Source organism: Streptomyces griseiscabiei (assembly GCF_020010925.1).
GTDB lineage: Bacteria > Actinomycetota > Actinomycetes > Streptomycetales > Streptomycetaceae > Streptomyces > Streptomyces griseiscabiei.
The window spans coordinates 331,081-354,767 of the sequence record NZ_JAGJBZ010000001.1; the positions used below are offsets into that span (position 1 = coordinate 331,081).

Here is a 23,687-nt window from a genome sequence, read left to right on the forward strand (position 1 = left end):
TGTCGACGGGTCAGGCTCCGGACGCCGTGCCCTTGAGCCCGCGTGACAGGCGCGACGCCAGGCGCGACGGCCGAGGGGACGCCGGACGGGACGGGCGAGGGGACGGCGGAGGGGACGGCGCAGCGGCTGCCGCCGGGGAGGCGGCCGGGGGGTCTCCGTCCTCGTAGCGGCCCCGCAGCTCCGACAGCACCCCGAACGCCGCCGCGGTCATGGGCACGGACAGGAGCATGCCGAGGATTCCGGCGACCGACGCACCGGCGGTGAGGGCCAGCAGGATCACCGCGGGGTGCATCTGCAGCGTGCGGCTCTGGATCATCGGCTGCAGCACATTGCCCTCGACGAGTTGCACCGCGAAGACGATGCCGAGGACCCACAGCGCGGTCCCGAGGCCCCCGTCGGCGAAGGCGACCAGGACCGCGACCGCCCCGGACAGAAGCGCGCCGAGGTAGGGGATGTACGCGCCGATGAACACCAGCGCGCCGAGTCCGACCGCGCCGGGGACGTCCAGGACGAGCAGGCCGACGGTGATGCAGACGGCGTCGATGAAGGCGACGATCGTCGTGCCGCGCATGAAGCCCTCGATCGCGCGGAAGGCGCGCCGGGCGATCACTTCGAGCGTGCCGCCGGAGCCGCGAGGAGCGAGCGAGTGCAGTGCGGCGACGGCCCGGTCGGAGTCACGCAGGAAGAAGAACATCAGCAGGATGGCGAGCGTGCCGGTCGCGGTCGTCTCGGCGACCACGCTCACGCCGCTGAGCAGACCGGAGACGGCGGTCCCGCCGAACCTCGCCAGCAGGTCCTGCGCGTTCGCGGCGAGATCGTCCAGGGAGGTCCCCGCCACCTCGAACCGCTCCCCGAGCGACGCGGCCGCGTCGCGCAGCGAGGAGACGATCTGATCGCCCGTGTCGATCAGGGCGGTCACCACGATGTACGCCGCCCCGCCCATGACCACGACGACGGCGGCACAGGTCAGCCCGGCGGCGAGCGACTTGTTGATCCTCATCGCGACCAGCCGGCGGTAGAGCGGGCCGAGCAGGGCGGCGCCCAGCAGCGCGAGCAGGACCGGTGTCACGATCGTCTCGAACGCGACGCAGAACCACACCACGACGGAGACGACCCCGCTGACGAGGAGTATCAGCGCGCTCCCCACGGCCACCCGCCGGGCGATCCCGGCGAGCGGGTCGTGCCGCCGGTCCGCCCGGTCCCGGCCGGACCGCCCCGGCCCGCCCGGGGGCGCGCCCCCGGCCCTGATCACCGGCCGCGTCCGATGCACGGCCCCTCGCCGCCGTCGCTCCCCCGCTCCCGGAACTCCCGAGGCACGTACGGCCCCCGCGGACCCCGGACGGGCGCCCCCACGTTCCCCGCTGCGTATGCTCACTCCGGCCTTCTCCCTCCGTACGCCCGTACGGCGTCCCACCCGGCTGTTCCCGCCGACGCTCGTGCCGGCCCCTCGCACCGGCCGCTCAGGCCGGCCGTACGAGCCCGACGTCGTAGGCGAAGATGACCGCCTGGACCCGGTCCCGGGCGCCGATCTTGGCGAGGATGCGGCTGACGTGGGACTTGACGGTGGTCTCGGCCAGATGCAGGCGTTCGGCGACCTCGGCGTTGCTGCAGCCGGTGGCGACCGCCGTGAGGACCTCGATCTCACGTTCGGTGAGGGCTTCCAGCTGCCGCGTCTGCTCGGGGCTGTGGCCGGGCAGGCGCGTGGTGAAGGCGTCGATGAGCTTGCGGGTCAGGCCCGGTGAGATGACGGCGTCCCCGGCCGCGACCGCGCGGATTCCGGCGAGGAGTTCCGCGGGCAGGGCGTCCTTGAGGAGGAAGCCGCTGGCTCCGGCGCGCAGGGCGTCGTACGCGTACTCGTCCAGGTCGAAGGTGGTCATGACCAGCACGCGGGAGCGACCGCCGGAGGTGACGATGCGCCGGGTCGCCTCGATGCCGTCCATGCCGGGCATACGGACGTCCATCAGCACGACGTCGGGGTGGAGTTCGGCCGTCATCCGTACGGCCTCGGTGCCGTGCGTGGCCTCGCCGACGACCGTGAGGTCGGGGTGCTGTTCCATGAGCATGCTGAAGCCGAGGCGTTGCAGGGCCTGGTCGTCGACGATGAGGACAGTGGTCATGCCGGGTGCTTCTCCGTGGGCGTAGGGGTGGGTGGGACGAAGTGCAGTTCCGCTCGGACGCTCCAGCCGCCCCGGGAGTTCGGGCCGGCGGTCACGGTCCCCTGGTAGAGCAGGGCACGCTCGCGCATGCCGAGGAGCCCCTGTCCCCCGTCGGACCGGGGGCGTTTGCGGGGTGTACGGGGCGGGCCGCCGTCCTCGACGGCGACCTGTACCGCGCGGGAGGTCGCCGCGAGGGTCACGTCGACCGTCGTGGTGAGCGATCCGTGCTTGAGGGTGTTGGTGAGGGCTTCCTGGACGATGCGGTAGACGGTGAGCTGGAGTCCCGCGGGGAGGCCGGTGAGGTTCCCCTCGGTGTTCAGGTTCACGGTGGGGCCGGCGGCCCGGACCCGTTCCAGGAGGGCGTCGAGGTCGGTCAGGCCGGGCTGGGGTGCCAGCGGGGTGTCCCGGGAGGCGCTGTCGCGGGCCGCGTCGCCGTCCTCGTGGAGGGTGCCGAGGAGCCGCCGCAGATCGCCGAGGGCGCCGCGCCCGCTGTCGGCGATGATCCGCAGTGTCTCGGCACCCCGCTCGGGCTTGGCCTCGGCCAGTCCGGCCGCGCCGTCGGCGAGGCCGACGATGACGGCGAGGGTGTGGCCGAGGATGTCGTGCATCTCCCGGGAGATACGGGCCCGCTCCGCCGCCTCCGCGAGCCGGGCCCGCTGGTCCCGCTCCACCTCCAGCCGCACCGTCCGGTCCTGGAGGGTGGTGATGTACAGGCGCGCCACCCGGCCGCCCAGTCCCAGTCCGGCCATCGCGATCATGCCGAGGGTCAGCATGACCGCCAGCGCCAGGGCCGAGGTGATGCGTTCCAGTTGCACGTCGGACGTGAAGGCGAGGACGGTGACCAGGGTCTGGGTCACGGCGACCGAGACGGCTCCGACCAGGGCGGCGGGGGTGGCGAAGCGGGCCAGGTTGTAGAGCACGACCATCTGGGCGAGGAAGTGCGCGTTGTTCAGCACCCCGCAGGCGGCCTCCGCCGCGGAGAAGCCCGTGACGACGGCGAACACCAGCACAGGATGGCTCTGCCGCCACAGCAGCGGCACGCCGATTCCGGCGAGCAGGAGCAGCGCGACCGGGAGCGGGGGTCCGGAGCGGGGGTACTCCAGCAGGGGCTGGAGGCCGAGGGCGACGCACACCAGCGGCATGCCCCATCGCTTGACGTGGGGATGCGCCCGGTCCGCCTGTCCCACCGAGACGAGAAAGGTCAGGAGCCGGATGACGGTCCGGTGCTCCGAGCCGCCCAGCATGCTGCAGGGGTCGACCGAGGGGTCCTTGAATGCTGACGTCACGGCGTGTGTCTCCGAGGTACGGGCGGACCGTCCGTCGGCCCCGGGGGTGGGGGCCGACGGACGGCGACCGAAGGGGCCGCTGCGACTCCGTGGGATCACGTGCGCCGGCCCACTGTAGGCGGCCGGGCCTTCAGTCCTGGGCTCCGCGGACGGGTTCGAGCGGCCTGTCCCGCCGACTTCCCTGACCGGAGTCCTCGTCGGGCTCCGGGGTGCGGGCCTGCCCGGCCAGGGCGTGGCGCAGCTTCTCCCCCTCGACGTCCACGTCGGGCAGGATCCGGTCCAGCCAGCGGGGCAGGGCCCAGGCCCGGCGTCCCAGCAGGGTCATGACCGCGGGCACGATCGTCATACGGACCACGAAGGCGTCGAAGAGGACCGCCGAGGCGAGTCCCAGGCCGATCGACTTGATCAGTGAGGCGTCGGCGAGCAGGAACCCGGCGAAGACCGAGATCATGATGATCGCCGCGGCCGTCACCACCCGGGCTCCGTGCCGGAAGCCCGCGATCACCGCCTCGGTGGGCTCGGCGCCGTGGACGTACTCCTCGCGCATCCGGGTGACGAGGAAGACCTGGTAGTCCATGGCGAGTCCGAAGACCACGCCGATCATGAAGATCGGCATCACGCTCACGATGGGCGCGGTCGTGTCGACGCCGAAGACGTCCTTGAGCCAGCCCCACTGGAAGACCGCGACCAGGACGCCGAGCGTCGCCACCACGCTGAGCAGGAAGCCGAGTGTCGCCTTGAGGGGGACCAGGATCGAGCGGAACACGAGCAGCAGCAGGATCACGGCCAGGCCGACGACCACCAGGAGGTAGGGCACGAGGGCATCGCCGAGCTTGTCGGAGACGTCGATGTTCAGGGCCGTCGTACCGGTGACGACGACCTCCGCGTCGGTGGCCTTCAGCAGGGCGGGGGCGGTGGTGTCACGGATCTCCCCGACCAGGTCCACCGTCTTCTGGCTGTTGGGGGAGCTCTTCGGGACGGCCCGGATCAGTGCCACGTCACCCGAGGTGTTGAACACCGCCGGGCTCACGGAGGCGACGTCGGGCAGCTTGCCCAGCGCTGTCACCGTCTCCGCGGCGGCGGCCTTCGGGTCCCCGCTGTCCCGGGCGTCGACGACGACGGTGAGCGGGCCGTTGTAGCCGGGGCCGAAGCCCTTGCTCAGGGTGTCGTAGGCGGTCCGCTGGGTGCTGCCCGCCGGGGCGGTGCTGTCGTCGGGCATGCCCAGCCGCATCCCGAGCGCGGGAGCGGCCAGCAGGCCCAGGACGGCCGTCGAGAGGATGAGCGCCTTCCACGGGCGGGCGATGACGAACCGTGCCCAGCGCACGCCCATCGGCTCGCCCTCGCCCCGCTCCAGCGCGCGCATGCGTTTGGTCTTGAGGTTGCCCTTCATGATGCGTGGGCCGGCGAAGCCGAGGACGGCGGGCAGCAGGGTCAGGGCGACGACGACGGCCACGACGACCGCGAACGCCGCCGCCAGACCCAGGTCGGACAGCATCCGGATGCCCACGACGGTGAGTCCCGCGAGAGCGATCACCACGGTCAGGCCGGCGAACACGACCGCCGATCCGGCCGTCCCCAGGGCCCGGCCGCAGGCTTCCTCCGGGTCGTGGCCCTCCCTGATCTCACCGCGGTAGCGGGAGACGATGAACAGGGCGTAGTCGATGGCGACCGCGAGGCCCAGCATCAGCGCGAGCGTCGACGCCGAGGAGCTCATGTCCCAGAGCGCAGTGGCGATGGTGATCGACAGGATCGCCATGACGACGCCCAGGAGGGCGGTCAGCAGCGGCAGACCCGCGGCGAGCAGCGAGCCGAAGGTGATCACCAGTGCCACGGCGGCCACCGCGAGACCGATCAGTTCGGCGGCGTTCGCGCCTTCCTTCTCGTTGACGGCGTTACCGCCCAGGCTCACCGCGAGGCCCGCCTTGTCGCCCTTCTCGGCGACGGCGTGCAGGGCGTCCCGTGCCTCGGGGGTGATGTCGGCCTGGGCGACCCGGTAGGTCACCTGCGCGTAGGTGACGGTGCCGTCCCGGCTGATGAGGCGGCTGGCGTACGGGTCGCTGACGCTCGCCACCTGGGGAGCCTTCTGGAGGTCGGCGATCAGCGCCTCGACCTCGGTCCGGTGGGCGCCGGACGTCAGCTGCTGCCCGCGGGGGGCCTCGAAGACGACTCGGGCGGTGGCACCCGACGCGGAGGCCTGGGGGAACTCCTTGTCGAGCAGGTCCAGCGCCTTCTGCGACTGGGTGCCGGGAATCGTGAACTGGTCCGACGACGTGCCGGACACACTCGCGGAGCCAATGCCGACGACCGCGAGAACGGCGATCCACAACAGCACCACGAGACGGCGCCGCCGGAAGGCGAACCGGCCGATCCTGTAGAGGAAGGTGGCCACAGAGGTACTCCCACCTGGGAAAACAACGGGACGGATGACGAGAACTGAGTGGGTCTGCGTGACCCGTCCCTCAAGCTAGGCGCGGAATTCCGGCCGCCCCCGGCACCGGGGAAGCGGATACGGCGCCGGCGCCTCCTCCTGCGGTACTGGTCGCACTCCTCCTCAAGGACCTCTGCCGGACCGGCCGGGCGACGGTGACGGTACCGTTGGGCGGCGCCCCGGCCGTTTCGTGTTGCGCCGAACGGCCGGAACAGCGGGAGCAGCAGGAGCAGTCCGGGAAGGGCACGACAGCATGACGAGCGTGGACACCGCCGTACTCGACGATCCGGTGGGTGAGTCACTGCGCGGGCATCACGCGGGTCTCGGCCGACGGCTGGGCCGGGCCGCCACGTACGTGGCGGACGTGGCGACCTTCTCGGCGGTGTCGCCCACCGCCGAGGCGGCGGACTGGGACGATCTCGCCGGACTGCTCGGCCGGGACGCCTTCGCCGACATGTTCAGCTGCCCGGCGCTCCCGCCGCCGGACTGGGAGCCGGTGTTCGTCCTCGAAGGCCGGCAGATGATCTGGCCCGGCGGCCGGCCCGGTCCGACGGGCGTCGACGGCGTGGTCGAACTGGGCCCGGCCGATGTGCCCGAGATGCTCGACCTCGTCGCACGGACCCGGCCGGGACCGTTCTGGCCGCGCACCCACGAACTCGGCACCTATCTGGGCGTCCGCGTCGACGGCCGTCTCGTGGCCATGGCGGGCGAGCGTCTCCGGCCTCCCGGATGGAGCGAGATAAGCGCCGTCTGCACCGCCCCCGAGGCGCGCGGCCAGGGCCACGCCGTCCGCCTGGTGGGGGCGGTCACCGCACGCGTCCTGGCCCGGAACGAACGTCCCTTCCTGCACGTCGCCGAGACGAACACCGCCGCGACCGCCCTGTACGAACGGCTCGGCTTCGAGAGCCGCAGCCAGGTGACCTTCCGCGGATTCCGTACGCCGTGAACCGTGAGCGCGGTGCGCGTCAGGGCCTGGCCGGCCTCACCTTCTTGTCGGTGCCGTCGACCCGTACGGTGACGGGCTTCCGGTGGCGGGCCCGGTCGGCCACGATGTCGTACGACGTGACCTTGCCGTCGCGCCACTCACAGCTGACCTCGTAGCCGCCGCGGGCGCGCAGGCCGGTGAAGGAGCCCCGGGGTTTCCACGCGTCCGGGAGGGCGGGCAGCAGGTGGATCACGCCGTCGTGGCTCTGCAGGAGCATCTCCGCCACCGCGCCCGAGATACCGAAGTTGCCGTCCATCTGGAAGGGCGGGTGGTCGCAGAAGAGGTTGGGCAGGGTGTTGTAGGTCAGCAGGCCGCGCAGCATGATCTGGGCGCGGCGGCCGTCGCCGAGACGGGCGAAGAGGGCCGCCCGCCAGGGCCAGGTCCAGGAGCGTCGGCTGTCGCCGGAGACCGTCGCGGCGGTGAACGGGACGCCTTCCTTCTCGCCGCACCGCGCCTTGAGGGAGACGAGGGCGGCGGCCGCGAACTCGGCCGTGGCCGGGGTGATCTGGCGACCGGGGTAGACCGCGAAGAGGTGGGAGGTGTGGCGGTGGATGTCGGTGGGGCTGTCGATGTCCTCCTGCCACTCCTGCAGCTGGCCCCATCTGCCGATCTTGTTCGGTGCGAGGCGGGCCTGCATGTCCGCCACCTTGGCCCGGTAGGCGGGGTCCGCGTCGAGCACCGCCTCGCAGTCGAGGTAGTTCTGGAACAGGTCCCAGATGATCTGCTGGTCGTACATGACGCCGTCCTCGCGGGGCCCGTGCTCGGGTGACCAGCCGTTCGGGGCGACGAGGAGTCCGTCCGCACGCTCCTTGAGATGGTCCTCCCAGAACTGGCAGATCTCCTTGATCATCGGGTGGGCGAGGGTGCGGAGGTACTCCAGGTCCTGGGTGAACGCCCAGTGTTCGTACAGGTGTTGGGCGTACCAGGCGCTCGCGACGGTGTTCCACTCCCAGGCGTTGCCGCCGAAGACGCTCTGGCTGGTGCGGGCGGTCCAGCCGCGGGTGTCGGCGCCGAACGCGTTGCGGGTCGCCACGCGGCTGGGCACCGCGACCTGTTCGATGAAGCCGACGAGCGCCTCGTGACACTCCGGCAGGTTCGTCGTCTCGGCGCCCCAGTAGTTCATCTGGACATTGATGTTGGTGTGGTAGTCGGAGGCCCAGGCGGGCTGGTTGCTGTCGTTCCACAGGCCCTGGAGGTTGGCGGGCAGGCCCTTCGGGCGGGAGGAACCGATCAGCAGGTAGCGGCCGTAGTCGAACATCGTCTGTTCGAGGGTGGGGTCCTCGCCGCCGGCCGCGTAGCGCGCCAGCCGGGCGTCGGTCGGCAGGGCCACGACGGCGGGGTCCGAGGTGCCCCAACTGACGGAGACCCGGTTCATCAGGGCCCGGGTCTCGGCGGTGTGCTGGGCGCGCAGTTCGGCGTAGGGGCGGCGGGCCGCCTTGGCGAGGGTTCTGGCGACGACCGGTTCGGGGTCGGCGCCGCGCCAGCCGGCGGCCGCGTCGAGCTTGTAGTCGGTGCGGGCGTCGAGGAGCAGGGTCAGGGTCGTGCAGTCCCGGAACCGGAGCGTCGGTCCGCCGGCGGCACGGTCGCCGGCGTCGCCGTCCTCGTCGATGCCGAAGTCGCCGTCGGCGTCGACGACCTGGACGGTGCAGGCGTGCCGGAGGCCGTTGCCCATGACGCCCTTGAAGGCGATCCGGCGGGCGTCGGCGTGGACGGTCGTGGGGGCCTCGTCCTGACCGGACGTCAGTGAGATCGTTCCGGAGAGCCCGTGCCTGGTGTCGGAGGTGTAGCGGAAGACCATGACGTCGGCGGTCCGGCCGGCGAAGGCCTCGCGCACGACGCGTCGCCCCGGTGCGCCGAAGCGGGTCGTGTGGACGCCGTCCACGAAGTCGAGGCTGCGCTGGTAGTCGACGACCGTCCGCTGGGTGCGGGTGTCGAACCCTTCGCCCGTCAGCGCGATCCCCGCGATCCCGAGGCCGGTCGAGGACGCGCCGGGGGTGAGGGTGAGCCGGTAGACGCGGTAGGCCGTGCTGTTGGTGAACCGGAAGGTACGTGTCTCGCCGCGGGCGGTGAAGGGCTTCTCGGGGTTCTGGGTGTCGAGGGTCGTCCAGGTACGCCCGTCCTGCGACGCCTCCAGCCGCCAGGCCCGGGGGTCCTCGCGGGGGCGGTCCGGCGCCGAGGTCAGCGCGTACGAGGTGACGGCTCGGGCGCGGGGCAGATCGGCCTGCCAGACGACCGGGGTCGTGCTCGCGCCGACCCGCCAGACCGTGGCCGGATCACCGTCCACCGAGCGCGAGATGTCCTTGGCCCGGGATCCGCTCCCGGCGCCGGAGCCCTCCGAGTGCCCGCTCGGCGACGACAGATAGACCGAACCGCCCCCGCCGAGATCGACGCCGGCCAGGCCGATCTCGCTCACCTGGAAGTGGCTGACGCCCGCCTTGGGGACGAAGTCGAACCGGTAGAAGCGGTAGGCGCCGCTGTCGGCGCTGGTGAACTCCTTGGTCTGGAAGCGGCTCTCGAAGGGCGCGTCCAGCGTGCGGCTGTCCAGCGCCGTCCAGGTGGTGCCGTCGGCGGAACCCGAGAAGGTCCACTCCCGCGGGTCGCGCTGCGGTACGTCGTTGGCGCTCGTCAGACGGTACGACGCCACCTCGACGGGGTCGGGCAGTTCGACCTGCCAGCGCACCTTCTCGCCGGGCCCGTCGATGCACCACTTGGTGCTCGACGTGCCGTCGTACGTCTTGTCGACACCCTCCCCCGAGGAGCTGTTGTACGGTCCGCCCGGGGCCGTGACCTTCGGGCTCGACGGGGTGGCGAAGGTGACGACGAGGTCGCCGAAGGTGCGGTAGGAGCCGAAGCCGGTCATACCGGTGTCGAAGTCGCTGTCCGGCCGGCCGGCGAGGGCGTTGTCGTAGTTGTCGAGTCCGCCCCACAGGCTCTGTTCGTTGAACTGGACGCGCTCCTGGTGGGGGTCGGCGAAGAGCATCGCGCCGAGGCGACCGTTGCCGATCGGCAGGGCCTGCGACTGCCAGTCCGCGGCCGGGACACGGTACTTCAGCGCCTTGCGCGAGAGAGTCGGCCACTGGAGGGCCGTGGGGGTGCCGGTTTCCGCGGCGACCGCCTGTCCCATGGGAGTACCACCGGTCAGTTGAGTGATCAAAGGTGCGAAGGCGAGGGCACCGCCGGCCTTGAGGATGCTCCGTCGCTGCGGTTCGGGTGCATTGATCACAGTAAGGTCTCCCGGCCCATTCATCGGCTCTTTCGTCAGCTCCCACACCGGAAGCGACAGGTATTCTCATCCTCCTGTGCGGGAGCGATCATCGTGGCCGGAGAATTGATCCGATGTCTAGAGGTCGGCAGCATCAAATGAACACACGTGCCGCCTCCGTCCGTACCGCGGCCGGTCGAGGGGCCGCCCAGGCGGAACTCGGGCTGGGCGGCCCGGGGTTCGACTCCGGTCAGCCGTTCTGTCCGGACCGCGTCAGCGAACAGGAGGTGATCGCCACGACGGGCCCGGCCGCACCGAGGTTGCTCGTCCGGGGCTGCTGCCCGGGCGGGAAGACGATGGCGCTCTGCGCCTGGGACGTCCACGACCCCGGGAGGCACACGGTCGCCGCGTTGGCCTCGATGTAGGCGGAACCGTGGTTCTGGTTCGCCTGCGCGGCGACGGTCGTCCCGTTGCGGGCGAGCACGAGCTGGATCTGGAGGGACTGCACCTCATGGGTGCACCGGACGTTGGCCGACGTACCCATGAGCCTGATCCCGTCCTCGCCCGGGGCCTTGTAGGGGCCGTAGAGGGTGAGGGTGCAAGTGATCACGTCCTCCGCCGACTTGGCGACCCGCACACCGGCGGAGCCCAGGGAGAGGTCGGACCGTGTGCCGCCCCGGGGCAGCGTGAAGCTACGGCTCACCGACGGGCGACTCGTGGCGTCGGCCGGGGCCGATCCGGCGTCGCCCGCCGACGAGGACGCGTTCGCGGCCGGGACCGCCGCACCGAGAGCGGCGGCGCTCATGGCGGCCACCGCCAGACTCCGGGTGGTCCGCCGGACGCGACCCGGCATGCTCGGTGAGCGGTGTGCACGTGGTGAAGACATGGCGATTCCCTGTCCTGGAAGGTGACGATCGAGGTGAAGCACCGGTCCGGACGGCGCCGTGCACCGGCCCGCCGCGGTTCTCGGCCCGCCGCGCCGTCCGACACCGCAGAGCCCAGGAAGCGGCCCCGCGGAAACGCGGAACTCCCGCTGTATCCGCCCCACCACCTGACCGACCCCTCCGACCTGCGCGATCGGCCCCCGTCGAACCGTCGCACCACCTCGCGACCGGCAACAACCGGCAGCCGACCGGCAAAACGGGAAACGACCACCCGAGGCCGCGTCCACGTCCGATGAACACCCGGTCCGTGCCGCGACGGCAGGCCCCACGGACCGTCCGCCACCACCGGAGCTCGTGGCCCGCGCGGCGGAGAGCCTCCGTTCGCCTCACGGCCGGACGCTATTTCGTTGAAGCGTCATGTGAGAACGTCATAGCGTCCTCCCATGAATCTCTCCGCCGTCGTCAGGGCTCTGCTGCTGCCGCTGGTAGCCGGCGTCGCACTGGTGTCACCGGCACCCGCGACCGCAGCGCCCGTCATCACGGCCCAGCCACCCCAACTGCCCAGCCAGTCCACCCTGTTCACCTCGAACACCACCATCGGCGGCCGGACCTACACCTGCTTCCGCGTCCCCTCGCTGGTCAGCACCGGCAACGGGACGCTGATCGCCTTCGCCGAGGCACGGATGAGCGCGACATGCGATGACAAACTGGAGATGGACATCGTGAGCCGGACGTCGACGGACGGCGGCGCCACCTGGACCTCCCCGCAGATCATCGCCCGCAGTCTGTCCAGCGACCCCGCGAACCTGGGCGTGCCTGCCATCAACGCCCAGCCCACACCGATCGTCGACGCCACCTACAAGAATCCGGCCACGGGTGCCGTCGAGGGCCAGGTGGTGCTGCTCTACAGCGTGCGGCTCCTCACCAACGGGACGATCAACGGCCCGGACGGCAAGCCGAACCGTATCCAGACGTTCGCCATGTACAGCCACGACGACGGCAGAACCTGGGGCGGCCGGACGGACATCACCAGCCAGGTGAACCCGGCGCAGAGCAACCAGCCCGACGGCGAGCAGCAGGGCGTCCGCTTCTTCCTGCCCGGCCCGGGGCACGGCATCCAACTGCGTCCGACCCCGGCCGTCGCCGACGGCCGGCTGCTGGCGCCCGCGTACCAGAACGGCCGTGTGGACGCCGGCGGGGATTGGGTGGACGCCGGCATCCACCACGCCTCCGCCATCTACAGCGACAACCACGGACAGAGCTGGCAGCGGGGCAAGATCACCCCCAACACCGATAGATACGTCGGCGAGCCCAGCATCGCGCAACTGTCCAACGGGCACCTCTACATGACCTCCCGCAACAACCAGAACGTCACCAACGCCGACAGCGATGCCTCCTCGGGCGTCAACCGCAACAAGGCCATCAGCACGGACGGCGGCGCGAGTTGGGAACCGGCGACCGCGGCCAACCTCCCCGGCGCGCGGGTCTTCGCCCCGGTGCTGTCTCTCAACAGCGTCCCGCGCGGTGACAGCTTCAACCAGCTGGTGATCACCGAGCCCGTCTCCCGCGACACCGCGCATCCGGCACGGCAGGGCACCCTCAGGCTCCGCTCCTCCTTCGACGACGGCGTCACCTGGCAGACACCCGCCCAGGGCCTGGCCATCACCAGAGGGGGCGCAGGCTACTCCGACATCACCCGCACCACGTCCGGCGGTCTCGGAGTGATCTACGAGGCAGGGCCCGCCCCGAAGACGGACCCCGACAACGTGTACGACCACACCTCGGTCCGCTTCACCAACGTCTCCGCCGGCCAGACCGCGCTCCCCGGCCCGGTGACCGGCGCCCGTACGCCGGACACCGCCGGGGGCAACGCGGCCGTCCTGCGCGGCAGGGCACGGCTGACCGACGGCAGGTTCGGCCGCGCGCTGACGCTGAGCCCGGACACCTCCGCCGGTTTCGTCGACGTCGCGCCGAGCCCGGCGTACGCCAGTCTCAGCGGGGACTTCACGGCCGCCGCCGACTTCAAGTACAACTCCACCACCGGGCTGCGGAGCATCCTCTGGGGCTTCGGCGTCGGCGCGGGGCTGCCGCAGCTGTGGATCCGGGCGGAACCCGAGAACAACCGGATCGTGGCCAACGCCACCACGGCGTCCGGCAGCAGGAATCTGACCTCCACGTCGAGCTACAACGACAACGCCTGGCACCACGTGGCCCTCGTCCGCAGCGGCCAGGAGCTGAGCCTGTGGATCGACGGCACCGAGGTCGACACCGACACCGCGCCGAGCGGCGCCGTCTCCCCGGCCCGCCCCCAGCCGCTCCAGGTCGGCAACCGGCTGGACGGCGCACAGCCCTTCTCGGGTTCGCTGGACAGCGTGGTGCTCTACGACCGGGCCCTGAGCGCCCAGGAGATCTCCGCCGCGGCAGCCTCGGACACGTACTCCGGTACCGGCCGACTGCTCCACCTTCCCTTCGAGACCGGCGAGGCCGACACCCGTTCCTGGGACGACACCGACGGCGACGGCCAGTTGGATGTCCTCAACCGTGCGAGTGACGGCAACCTCTGGTACTTCGCGGGCTTCGGTGACGCGACCACCGGCGAACGGCATCTGGAGAACCGCACGCTGATCGGCGGCACCTTCGGCTCGTCCTTCCACCCGGCCCGCGGCGACTTCAACAACGACGGCCTCGGCGACCTCATCGCCATCGACGACCAGGGCCGGCTGAACTTCTGGCTGGGCCAGGGCGACGGCACCCTGTCCGCACCCGCCGTCCTGATGTCCGGCACCTCGTTCAGCAGCGTCAAGGCGGTCTCCGGCGGCGACTTCAACGCCGACGGCCTCACGGACATCGTCGGCCTCGGCTTCGACGGCAGCCTGTGGTGGTGGCCCGGAAACGGCGACCGTACCTTCGGTGCCCGGCAGAACCTGGTGTCCGGCACGGCCTTCGCCGGCTACTCCGGCGTCCCCACCGGCGACTTCGACGACGACGGCAGGACCGATGTCGCCGCCGTCGACTCGGGCGGCACCCTGTGGTGGTGGAAGGGCAACGGCAACGGCGGTCTGGGCGCCGCCCAGCAGCTGGCGTCCGGCACCTCCTTCGCCGCGTACAGCCGCTTCTTCACGGGCGACGTGGACTCCGACGGCCACACCGACTTCGCGGCCGTCGACTCCTCCGGCGCCGCCCGCTGGTGGCCCGGCGACGGCGCCGGGCACGTCTCCGGCACCGCCAGGACGCTCACCGTCCTCTCCCCCGTCGCCGGGACGACCCCCGCCCTCCTGAACGGAGGCGTCTACACCTTCTGACCCGACCCCGCGGGCGCTGATCCGGCCCGGCCGGATCAGCGCCCGTGGTTGTGCATGACGTGCTTGGTGCGCGAGTAGTCGTCCAGCGCGTAGACGGACAGGTCCCGGCCGTAGCCGGAGCCCTTGAAGCCGCCCCAGGGGACCTCGCCGGCCAGGACGAGGTGCGAGTTGACCCAGACGGTGCCGAAGTCGAGGCGCGCGGCGATGTCGTGGCTGCGACGGGCGTTCTCGGTCCACACCGACGCCGACAGGCCGAGGGGGACCTCGTTGGCCCGCCGTACCGCTTCGTCCTCGTCCGTGAAGGTCTCGACCGAGATCACCGGGCCGAAGACCTCCTCGCGCGTGATCTCGGCGCCGGCGGGGACGTCGGCCAGGACGGTCGGGGCCACGAAGTACCCGGGCCCGTGGAGGGCTCCTCCGCCGGTCGCCACACGGGCGCCTTCGCTCCGCGCCCGCTCCAGACAGCCGGTGACACGGTCGAAGTGGGCCCGGGAGACCATCGGGCCGACCTCGACGTCCTCCCCGGACGCCGGCTCACCGACGACCAGGGAGCGGACCTCGGCGACGAGTCGCTCCACGAACCGCTCGGCGACCGACGCGTGGACGAGGACGCGGCAGGCGGCCCCGCACTCCTGGCCCGAGTTCCAGAAACCGGCGGTGCGCAGCGACGACGCGGCGGCCTCGATGTCGGCGTCCGGGAAGATCACGACCGGGGCCTTGCCGCCCAGTTCGAGGTGCACACGCTTGAGGGTGGCGGCGGCGGCACGGGCGACGGCGCGGCCACTGGGCACCGAGCCGGTCAGGGCGACCATGTTCACCTCGGGGTGCTCGGCGAGCCGGGCGCCGACGGGCGTGCCGTGTCCGGTGACCACGTTCAGTACGCCGGGCGGCAGGAGGTCGGCGACGAGTTCGGCGAACTTGAGGGTGGTCAGCGGGGTCTGCTCGGACGGCTTGAGGACCACGGTGTTGCCCGCGGCGAGGATCGGCGCGATCTTCCAGGCCGCCATCAGCAGGGGGTAGTTCCACGGGGTGATCACGCCGATCACGCCGAGGGGTTCGCGCAGGATGACCGAGAGGTGGTCCTCGGCGTAGTCACCGGCGGCCAGGGAGGTGGTCGCGCGCACCGCGCCGGCCATGAAGCGGAAGGTGTCGACGGTCATGGCGACGTCGTCCCGGGACACCGCGAGCGGCTTCCCGGTGTTGGCCGACTCCAGCCGGACGAGGAGGTCGGTGTGCTCGGCCACCCGGTCGGCGAGGGCGTGCAGCACCTCCGAGCGGTCCTTCGGGACCCGCCGTGCCCAGGCCTCCTTGGCGGCGAGGGCGGCGGCGACGGCCCGGTCGGCGTCCTCGGCGGTGCCTTCCGGGATGCGGGCGACGACGTTCTCCGTGCTGGGGTCGATCACGTCGATGACACGGTCGGTCGACGGCTCGACGAACGTCCCGTCGATGAAGTGCCGGGCCGGAGGCAGGTCGGCCTCGGTGATCAGCGGGGGTGCGTCCGCCGCGCGTCGTACCGTGGGTGTCGTCGGGTCGGCTGCGGTGCTCATGGTCGGCTCCTTGCGCGTGGTGTCGTCAGTTCGCCGCGGTCGGCTGGGGCAGTCGCTCGACCAGGGCGGTGATCCTGGCGGTGGTGTCGGGGTCCAGTCCGAGCAGCGGTTCGCGGGGTTCGCCTACGGGGATGCCGGCCGCGTTCAGGGCCGCCTTGACCGCCGGGATGAACGGGGCGGACATGATCGCGTCCATCAGCGGATAGATCCGTGCCCATTCGGCCCGCGCGCGGGCGAGGTCTCCGGCGCGCAACGCGCGGTGGATCGAGACGAGTTGGGCCGGCATCACGTTGGCCGTGCCGGCCATGACACCGGCGGCTCCCTCGGAGATCGCCTGCAGCAGCAGGCTGTCCCAGCCGACGAAGGTGGAGATGACGTCCCCGTAGCGGTGGATCAGCTGTCCGGCCTGGGCCATGTCGGCGCTGGTGTCCTTGATGTACCGGATGTTGTCGACCTCGCGGGCGAGTCGTCCGACGGTCTCCGGGGAGAGGTTGACGCCGGTGGCCCCGGGCAGGTTGTAGAGCATGATCGGCAGGTCGACGGCGTCGGCGACGGTGCGCAGGTAGTGCAGGGTCTCGTCGAGGGTCAGCGGCTCGTAGTACGGGGTGACCACCATCAGGACCGAGGCCCCGGCGTCCTGCGCGTGGCGGGAGAGTTCGATCGCCTCCCCGGTGCTGACCGCGCCGGTCTGCGCGATGACCGGCACCCGTCCGGCGGCCTGGTCGACGACGGTCTCGACCACCCGGCGCCGTTCCGACGCGCTCATCGCCGCGAACTCCCCCGTGGATCCGCAGGCGACGACGCCGTCGACCCCGCCGTCGATGCTGCGGTCGACCAGGCGGCGCAGTGTCTTCTCGTCGAGTTGTCCGTCCGGCGCGAACGGTGAGGCGAGTGCGGTCAGGACACCGCTGAGCTGTGACGACATGTCTGGGGTCTCCTCAGGTGAAGCAGCGGGCGGGCGTCCGCCGGGGCTGGACGCAGGGGCGGCGGGGCGGCGGGGCGGCGGGGTCGGCGGGGCGGCGGGGCGGCGGGGCGGCGGGGCGGCGGGGCGGCGGGGTCGGACGTACGGGAAAGCCGGCCGTCTAGGACGCGGCGCCGACCGGTGCCAGGCCGCGCGGGGTGGACTGCCGGTCGGTGGCCAGCAGGCTGCGGGCCTCCTGCGCGGCGGACAGGCCGGACTGGATCGCGGTCTCGGTGTAGAGGGTGCCGAGGTAGTCGCCGGCCAGGAGGACCCGGCCGGTGCGCCGGGTCAGTGTCTGCTGCAGCCCGCCGCGGCCGGGGAAGCAGTACGGGGCGCCGGTGGGCCAGCGCTGGACCTCGGCCTCGACGACATGGGAGGCGAAGCCGGGGAGGACCTGGTCCAGGTCGTCGAGGTAGATCCGGCGGATCTCGGCGTCGTCGTGGTCCAGCAGTTCGCGGGCGAGGCTGCCCGGCGAGAACGTCATGATGCTGCTGCCGGGCCGGCGCTCCGCCTCGTAGCCGTGCACCACGTTCGACATGTTCAGCGCGACGTTGAAGGAGCGCTTGGGCGTCGCGATGCCGTAGGCGCCGTCCCAGACCTGGCGTCCGGTCTCGTCGCTGAGGAACGCCGCGCTGACGTAGGGGCCGTACTCGATCTTCGACAGGGCCTCGCGGACGTCGCGGTCGAGGTCGACGGCGACGCGGTGGCTGACGGTCGCGGGCGTGGCCAGGACCACGCAGCGCGCCTCGACCTCCCGCGCGACGCCGTCCTGCCGGTAACGGACCACGACGGAGCCGGTCTTCTGCACGATCTCGTCGACCGTGGCGTGGAGCCGCACCCGGTCCGCCAGGGCGGCGGCGATGCTCTCGGTGAGGGTGGACGGGCCGCCGAGGATGCTCTGCGAGAGGCCGGCGCCGATGTTCCACACCAGACTGAAGTAGCCGACGCCCGCACCCGCCGACAGCTGGTCGATGTCGGCGGCCGAGCGGGTCACCGTCGGTTTGAACAGGGCCTCGGCGTCCTCGGGCAGGTCACCGATGAAGTCCTTGAAGGAACGGTCGTTCATGAAGCCGTAGATCCGCTGCTGGCGCTGGGCCTCGGTCTCGCCGTGCCGTCGCTGGACGATACGGGCGTAGCGGGCCACCTGGAGCGCGACCTTGGCGCCCGCCCTGACCATGCCGACACGGGCCGACATGGGCATGGGGATGCGGAACGGGTAGGTCTCCACCCGGCCCTTGAGCAGCAGCTTGCCGTTCATGGAGAGTCCGGCGAGGGAGCCGGGCACCGGGATCGCGTCGACCCCGGCGTTGTCCAGGAGCCAGGACGTCGCGGAGTTCCCGCCGGCGTAGACGTGGCCGCCCCAGTTGAGCCAGTACGGTCCGCGGCGCTCGGAGCGGACGCGTCCGCCGATCCGCCCCTCGGATTCGAGGAGGAGGGTGTCCCAGTGCCGCAGGCGCCAGCCGGCGGCGAGGCCCGCTATGCCGCCTCCGACGATCACTACGTCTTTCATCAAGTCCTCCTGCGCGGTCGCGGGTCGGGGTGGGGTCTCGCGGTTCACCGCGCGAGGGTTCGGGGCGGGCCGGCCGGTTCGATGGCCGGGGCCGTGGTGGGTCAGGCGCCCGCGGAACGGCCGGCGGGCGCGGTCCTGGGTGTCAGTGCGGCGGCCTCGTGCAGCGCCAGACCGCGTGTCTCGGGCGCCCACCGGACGGAGACGACGGCGCCGACGAGGCTGATGGCGGCGGCCGCGAGCATGGTGCCGCCGACGCCCCAGCCGGTCAGGGCCATGGGGACGAGATAGGTCCCGACGGCGGCGCCGATCCGGCTGGCGGAGGAGGCGAGGCCCACCGCGGAGCCGCGTACCTCGGTGGGGAACAGTTCGTTCGGGTAGACCCATTGCAGGATCTGGGTGCCGCCGATGATCACCGCGTACAGCGCGAACAGCGTCATGATCACGGCCGAGGGCGCGTCGGGGAAGATGCCGAGCAGGAGCAGGGCAAGCCCCGACCAGAGGAAGCTGTGGATCACCAGGGGGCGGCGGCCCACTCTGTTCACACAGAACAGGGCGACCACGCAGCCGATGAGGAACATCACGGTGATCATCGCCTCGCCGATGTTGGCGAGACCGCCCTCCAGGCCGAGCGCGTCCAGGATCTTGGGGCCGAAGGCGTAGATGGCGAAGAGCGGGATGATCGAACAGGTCCAGAAGACGGAGATGTAGAGCATCCGTCCGCCGTAGCCGGAGCGCAGGATCGCCTTGAGGTCGACGTTCTCGCGCTCTTCCGCCTCGCCCGGCAGGTCGGCGATGGTCACGTCGGGGCCGTAGACCTGTTGGAGGACGGCCTCGGCCTCTGCGGTGCGGCCCTTGTTGGCCAGCCAGCGCGGGGACTCCGGGGTGCCGTGGCGCAGGAGGACGATGATCGTGGCGGGCAGCGCGGCACTGGCGAGCATCCACCGCCAGGCGTCGTCGCCGAGCGAGGACAGCATGATCTCGCCGGTGATGTACGCCGTGGCGGCGCCGACGAACCACATGACGACCAGTCCGCCGAGGAGCGGACCGCGGTGGCGGCGCGGGGTGAACTCGGCGAGCAGGGAGGTGGCGATGGGGTAGTCCGCGCCGACGGCCACGCCGATGAGGAGCCGCAGGACGAACAGCCAGACCGGGTCGGTGGCCCAGAACTGGGCGACGGAGCAGACGATGATGGCGATCAGGTCGATCGTGTAGAGGAGTTGGCGGCCGAACCGGTCGGTCAGCCAGCCGCCCGCGAACGCGCCGAGGAAGATGCCGATGAGGGCGGACGCGCCGATGAGGCCCTGGGCGGAGTCGGACAGGTCGAGCCGCGGGGTGATCTGGACCATGGCGACGCCGATGACACTCAGGACGTAGCCGTCGAGGAACGGTCCTCCCGAGGAGTACAGCGCCAGCTTCCTGTGGAAGCGCGTCAGGGGTGCGTCGTCGAGCCTGTTTCCTGCGGTCTCGCTCATCACAGCCTCCGGGAGCGATGCCCGGACCCGCCTGCGGGGGTGATCCGGTCCGGATGGGATTGCCCGTCACCATAAGATGTGATCACAGATCACACAATGGGTCGGAGTGAAGTCAGCGTGGCGGACCGGGGTGAGCATGGCCCAATCTCTCCCCCCGACCAGGCTGTTTATGATTCAGTCGTGCGTATGTCCAAACGTCTCGAGCCGTCGGCCTCTCTGACCGACCAGGTCTACGCGGTGCTGCACGAGGCGATCACGAGCGGCGAGTACCCGGCCGGCTACCGGCTGCGCATCCGCGATCTGGCCGCCGAGGTCGGCACCAGCGTGATGCCGGTGCGGGAGGCCATCCGGCGCCTGGAGGAGGCCGGCTTCGCCGAGCGGGTCCCGCACAAGGGCTCGGTGGTCAAGGGCCAGAACCTCGCCGAGCTGCTCCACATCTACGACACCCGCCGGGTCCTGGAGATCGAGGCCGCCCAGCGCGGCGCCGCACGGATCAGCGAGGCGGACGCCGCGCGCATGGGCGCGGAGTTCGAGCAGATGCGCACCGCGATCGCCGAAGGCGCCGTCGTCCCGTACCTCGACCACGACGAGGCCCTGCTCACCGTCCTCTACGAGGCGGCCGGCAACCCCGTGCTGCTGAACACCATCCGGACCCTCTGGGAGCACTGCCGCGCCTACAAGATCGTCGGCGCCCGGGCGACTCTCGACGTCCCCGGCGACGACTCGCTGTGGCGGTTCCAGGAGGATCTGGTCAAGGCCGCGTACGCCCACGACGCCGCGGCCGCGGCGGCCATCACCAACGAGTCGCTGGCCAACGCCACCGACCGGATCAAGGCACAGCTGGTCGCGCGCTAGCCACGGCGGTCACCGCTCGCCGCTTCACCGGGATCGGCTTCCCCGTCGGACGCGTCGAAATTGTGACCGTTCCGTTTTCCCAGGTCAGAGGGCGTGGCACAGACAGCCGAACAAAAAAGATCTGTGATCACATCTTGTCAGACCATCGCGAAGGTGCGAAGTTACCTGCCATCACCGACCCCTGAGTCTTCCGGAAACAGGGCCTATGTCGGGATTCCTCCGCTCAGGCATGCAGCCAGGCATTTCAGCCACAGGGAGAGTCATGGAGCGTATGCGCGACGCACGTCCGGTCCGTCTCGGGGCGATCGTCGGATCCGTCGTCCTGATCGGCGCGACGGCGGCCTGCGGGTCGTCGGCGACCACCGCCTCGTCCACCACCACCGCGGCGGACGCGGCATCGGAGAAGGTCGACTCGATCGCCGCCCTGGTCCCCAAGTCGATAGCGGAGAAAGGGACGTTGACGATCGCCGCCGCCACCTATCTGCCCGCGGTGATCGAGCCGGCCGACGGCGCGACGCCCACCGGCTGGGACGTCGAGAACGCGCGCCGGATCGCCGCCGTGCTGGGGCTCAAGGTCAAGATCAAGATCGCGCCGTTCAACGGCATCATCGCGGGCCTCCAGGCAGGCCGCTACGACGCCGCGACCGGGGAGATCTATGCGACACCCGAGCGCACGGCGACCGTCACGTTCGTGACCAACCACTCGTCGAGCGACGCCCTCATGGTGCCGACCGGAAGCAGGATCACCAGCGCGGACAGCGAGACGGACCTCTGCGGTCACACGCTGGCGGCGTCCCTCGGCTCCGCCGAGGCGGCCCTGGCCGGGAAGCTCGCCAAGAAGTGCGAGAGCGCGGGCAAGGCCGTGATCACCGTCAAGACCTTCGACTCGCAGGCCAATGTGAACCTCGCTCTGCAGGGCGGCCGGGTCGACGCGGCGGTGAGCAGCGCGAGCCAGGTCGCCTATGTGATGAGCCAGACCAAGAACCAGTTCAAGCTGGTCGAGCTGCCGTGGGCCCCCAAGTACAAGACCGGTCTGGTGCTGGGCCGCCACGACGACACCGAACAGTTCGCCGAGGCGGTGCGGGCGGCCACCGACCACCTGATCGGCAACGGTGAACTGCAGGAGGTCCTCGACGAGTTCAACGCCGGGCAGGGGCTGATCAAGAAGGCCGAGATTCTTTCGTCCGCCGCCGACGGCTCCACGGGGAGCAACGGATGAAGGCGGCCACCGCCCCCGACTCGACCCGGGTGGACGCGTCGGCCACCCCGCCCACGGACCTCGTCCGCATGCGCCACCCCGGCCGGGCCCTCTCCGCCCTGGTCGTGCTCGTCGCCGCCGCGAGTCTGGGCCAATCCGCCCTGACCAACGACAACTTCGAGTGGCCGGTCGTCAGGGAGTACCTGTTCCACCCCGAGATCATGGCCGGGCTGCGCACCACCCTGATCCTCACCGCGGTGTCCATGACGCTCGGCATCGTCCTCGGCATCGTGCTGGCCGCCTGCCGGATGTCGGAGAACCGGGTGCTGTCGTCGCTGTCGGGCGCGTATCTGTGGTTCTTCCGCGGCACACCGCTCCTCGTCCAGCTGATCTTCTGGTTCAACCTCTCGGCCCTCTACCCCCGCCTGTCCCTGGGCGTGCCGTTCGGCGGGCCCGAGATCATCGGCGCGTCCACCAACAGCGTGCTGAACCTGTGGGCCGTCGCCATCATCGGTCTGACCCTCAACGAGTCGGCCTACATGGCCGAGATCGTGCGCGGCGGTCTGCTCTCGGTGCCCCGGCACCAGAGCGAGGCGGCCGTGGCGCTCGGGATGAACCGGTGGCTGACGTTCTACCGGGTGGTCCTGCCGCAGGCCCTGCGGGTGATCGTCCCGCCCACCGGCAATCAGGTCATCGGCATGCTCAAGCACTCCTCGCTGGTCAGCATCATCGCCCTCGCGGACCTGCTGTACTCGGCTCAGCTGATCTACTCGCAGAACTTCCGCACGATCCCGCTGCTCGTCGTGATCTCGCTCTGGTACCTGGTGTGCACCACCGTGCTGTCCTACGCCCAGGGACACATCGAGCGTCACTACGGCCGCGGTGTCCATGTCGGCGCGCACCGGCCCGGCGGGCTCGCGAGGCTCCGCTCGCTCGGCTCCCGGGTGTCACGGCGGTCCCGGTCGACCGATTCCCCGGCACCGGCGCGACGACCCGACTCCGGCCCAACGAACGGACAGGTGAAGATCCCATGAGCGCACCCGTATCCGCGCCCGGCGGCAGCGACCCCTCGATGACCGGTCCCCTCGTCCGGATCATCGACCTCCACAAGAGCTTCGGACCGGTCGAGGTGCTCAAGGGCGTCGACCTGGAGGTGCACCGCGGCCAGGTGGTCGTCATCCTCGGGCGGTCCGGCTCGGGCAAGAGCACCATGCTCCGGTGCGTCAACCACCTCGAACGGCCGTCCAGAGGCACGGTCGTCGTGGACGGCGAGGTGGTCGGTCACCGCGTCAAGGGCGACAAGCTGCACGAGCTGCCGCCGTCGGCGATCGCGAAGCAGCGCACCAGGACGGGCATGGTCTTCCAGGCCTACAACCTCTTTCCGCACATGACCGTGCTGGAGAACCTCATCGAGGCACCTCGTCGCGTCAAGGGCGTGAACAGGGCCGAGGCCGTCGCGGACGCGATGCGGGCGCTGGAGGAGGTCGGCATGGACCACAAGGCGGACGTCTACCCGGGCACGCTGTCCGGCGGCCAGCAGCAGCGGGTGGCGATCGCGCGTGCCCTGGTCATGAAGCCCAGCGTCATGCTCTTCGACGAGCCGACCTCCGCCCTGGACCCCGAACTGGTGGGTGAGGTGCTCAACGTCATGAAACGGCTGGCCACCAGCGGGATGACGATGATGGTGGTCACCCATGAGATCGGCTTCGCCCGGGGCGTCGCCGACGAGGTGGTCTTCATGTCCGAGGGCCGGCTCGTCGAGAAGGGCCCGCCGTCCCAGGTCATCGACGCCCCCGTCCACGAGGCGACCCGTGCCTTCATCGACAGCATCCTGTGACGGCGGACCGTCGCGACGGCTGATCGTGGGGCACCGGTACCGAGGTTCAGGGGCCCTCGGGCAG

General features: G+C 71.1%; 16 protein-coding genes. 6 read left to right on the top strand and 10 right to left on the bottom strand.

The genetic code is table 11. The features are described from left to right. Window positions 1-10: 10 nt before the first annotated feature. The 4 genes from J8M51_RS01365 to J8M51_RS01380 form a co-directional block, all read right to left on the bottom strand. Window positions 11-1,147: an AI-2E family transporter gene (locus J8M51_RS01365; RefSeq protein ID WP_086758667.1), complete on the bottom strand. Its 1,137-nt coding sequence runs from the start codon at window positions 1,145-1,147 to the stop codon at window positions 11-13. A 313-nt stretch (window positions 1,148-1,460) separates the two neighbouring features. Continuing rightward, window positions 1,461-2,117, bottom strand: coding sequence for a response regulator (locus tag J8M51_RS01370; protein WP_086758665.1), 657 nt, complete (start codon window positions 2,115-2,117; stop codon window positions 1,461-1,463). Next, the gene (locus J8M51_RS01375) at window positions 2,114-3,442 is read right to left on the bottom strand and encodes a sensor histidine kinase (RefSeq protein WP_256965440.1); all 1,329 of its coding nucleotides are present in this window, start codon (window positions 3,440-3,442) and stop codon (window positions 2,114-2,116) included. The genes J8M51_RS01370 and J8M51_RS01375 overlap by 4 nt, the downstream gene beginning before the upstream one ends. Window positions 3,443-3,572: 130 nt before the next feature. After that, complete coding sequence (locus J8M51_RS01380; protein ID WP_086758661.1) at window positions 3,573-5,831, bottom strand: MMPL family transporter; 2,259 nt, start codon at window positions 5,829-5,831, stop codon at window positions 3,573-3,575. Between the two features lie 292 nt (window positions 5,832-6,123). On the opposite strand from J8M51_RS01380, the gene J8M51_RS01385 reads away from it, so the two are divergent. Continuing rightward, window positions 6,124-6,816 carry a GNAT family N-acetyltransferase gene (locus J8M51_RS01385; protein ID WP_086758660.1) on the top strand — a complete coding sequence of 231 codons (693 nt, stop codon included), beginning with the start codon at window positions 6,124-6,126 and terminating at the stop codon, window positions 6,814-6,816. Between the two features lie 19 nt (window positions 6,817-6,835). Here J8M51_RS01385 and J8M51_RS01390 read toward each other — a convergent pair whose 3' ends face one another. Beyond that, the gene (locus J8M51_RS01390) at window positions 6,836-9,979 is read right to left on the bottom strand and encodes a glycosyl hydrolase family 95 catalytic domain-containing protein (protein ID WP_398855335.1); all 3,144 of its coding nucleotides are present in this window, start codon (window positions 9,977-9,979) and stop codon (window positions 6,836-6,838) included. A gap of 328 nt (window positions 9,980-10,307) precedes the next feature. Next, the gene (locus tag J8M51_RS01395; protein WP_143673278.1) at window positions 10,308-10,862 is read right to left on the bottom strand and encodes a hypothetical protein; all 555 of its coding nucleotides are present in this window, start codon (window positions 10,860-10,862) and stop codon (window positions 10,308-10,310) included. A gap of 522 nt (window positions 10,863-11,384) precedes the next feature. On the opposite strand from J8M51_RS01395, the gene J8M51_RS01400 reads away from it, so the two are divergent. Then, the gene (locus tag J8M51_RS01400) at window positions 11,385-14,243 is read left to right on the top strand and encodes an FG-GAP-like repeat-containing protein (RefSeq protein ID WP_086758654.1); all 2,859 of its coding nucleotides are present in this window, start codon (window positions 11,385-11,387) and stop codon (window positions 14,241-14,243) included. Window positions 14,244-14,278: 35 nt separating this feature from the next. On the opposite strand, the gene J8M51_RS01405 is transcribed toward J8M51_RS01400, so the two are convergent. From J8M51_RS01405 to J8M51_RS01420, 4 genes are all read right to left on the bottom strand, one after another. Continuing rightward, a complete protein-coding gene (locus tag J8M51_RS01405; RefSeq protein WP_086758652.1) occupies window positions 14,279-15,790 on the bottom strand; it encodes an aminobutyraldehyde dehydrogenase in 1,512 nt (503 codons plus the stop codon). A 25-nt stretch (window positions 15,791-15,815) separates the two neighbouring features. After that, the gene (gene dapA, locus J8M51_RS01410; protein ID WP_086758650.1) at window positions 15,816-16,715 is read right to left on the bottom strand and encodes a 4-hydroxy-tetrahydrodipicolinate synthase; all 900 of its coding nucleotides are present in this window, start codon (window positions 16,713-16,715) and stop codon (window positions 15,816-15,818) included. A gap of 157 nt (window positions 16,716-16,872) precedes the next feature. Next, window positions 16,873-18,261: an FAD-dependent oxidoreductase gene (locus J8M51_RS01415; protein ID WP_267298908.1), complete on the bottom strand. Its 1,389-nt coding sequence runs from the start codon at window positions 18,259-18,261 to the stop codon at window positions 16,873-16,875. Between the two features lie 101 nt (window positions 18,262-18,362). After that, window positions 18,363-19,733 (bottom strand): MFS transporter, encoded by a 1,371-nt coding sequence (locus J8M51_RS01420; protein ID WP_086759805.1) that lies wholly within the window; start codon window positions 19,731-19,733, stop codon window positions 18,363-18,365. Between the two features lie 186 nt (window positions 19,734-19,919). On the opposite strand from J8M51_RS01420, the gene J8M51_RS01425 reads away from it, so the two are divergent. The 4 genes from J8M51_RS01425 (at window position 19,920) to J8M51_RS01440 (ending at window position 23,623) form a co-directional block, all read left to right on the top strand. Further along, window positions 19,920-20,588 (top strand): GntR family transcriptional regulator, encoded by a 669-nt coding sequence (locus J8M51_RS01425; RefSeq protein ID WP_086759803.1) that lies wholly within the window; start codon window positions 19,920-19,922, stop codon window positions 20,586-20,588. 271 nt (window positions 20,589-20,859) lie between these two features. Further along, window positions 20,860-21,807: a transporter substrate-binding domain-containing protein gene (locus J8M51_RS01430; protein ID WP_179203301.1), complete on the top strand. Its 948-nt coding sequence runs from the start codon at window positions 20,860-20,862 to the stop codon at window positions 21,805-21,807. Then, on the top strand, window positions 21,804-22,820 hold the full coding sequence (locus tag J8M51_RS01435; protein ID WP_086759799.1) for an amino acid ABC transporter permease: 1,017 nt from the start codon (window positions 21,804-21,806) through the stop codon (window positions 22,818-22,820). Before J8M51_RS01430 ends, J8M51_RS01435 begins: the two co-directional genes overlap by 4 nt. Continuing rightward, complete coding sequence (locus J8M51_RS01440; RefSeq protein ID WP_317852971.1) at window positions 22,817-23,623, top strand: amino acid ABC transporter ATP-binding protein; 807 nt, start codon at window positions 22,817-22,819, stop codon at window positions 23,621-23,623. Before J8M51_RS01435 ends, J8M51_RS01440 begins: the two co-directional genes overlap by 4 nt. The last annotated feature ends 64 nt before the right edge of the window (window positions 23,624-23,687 follow it).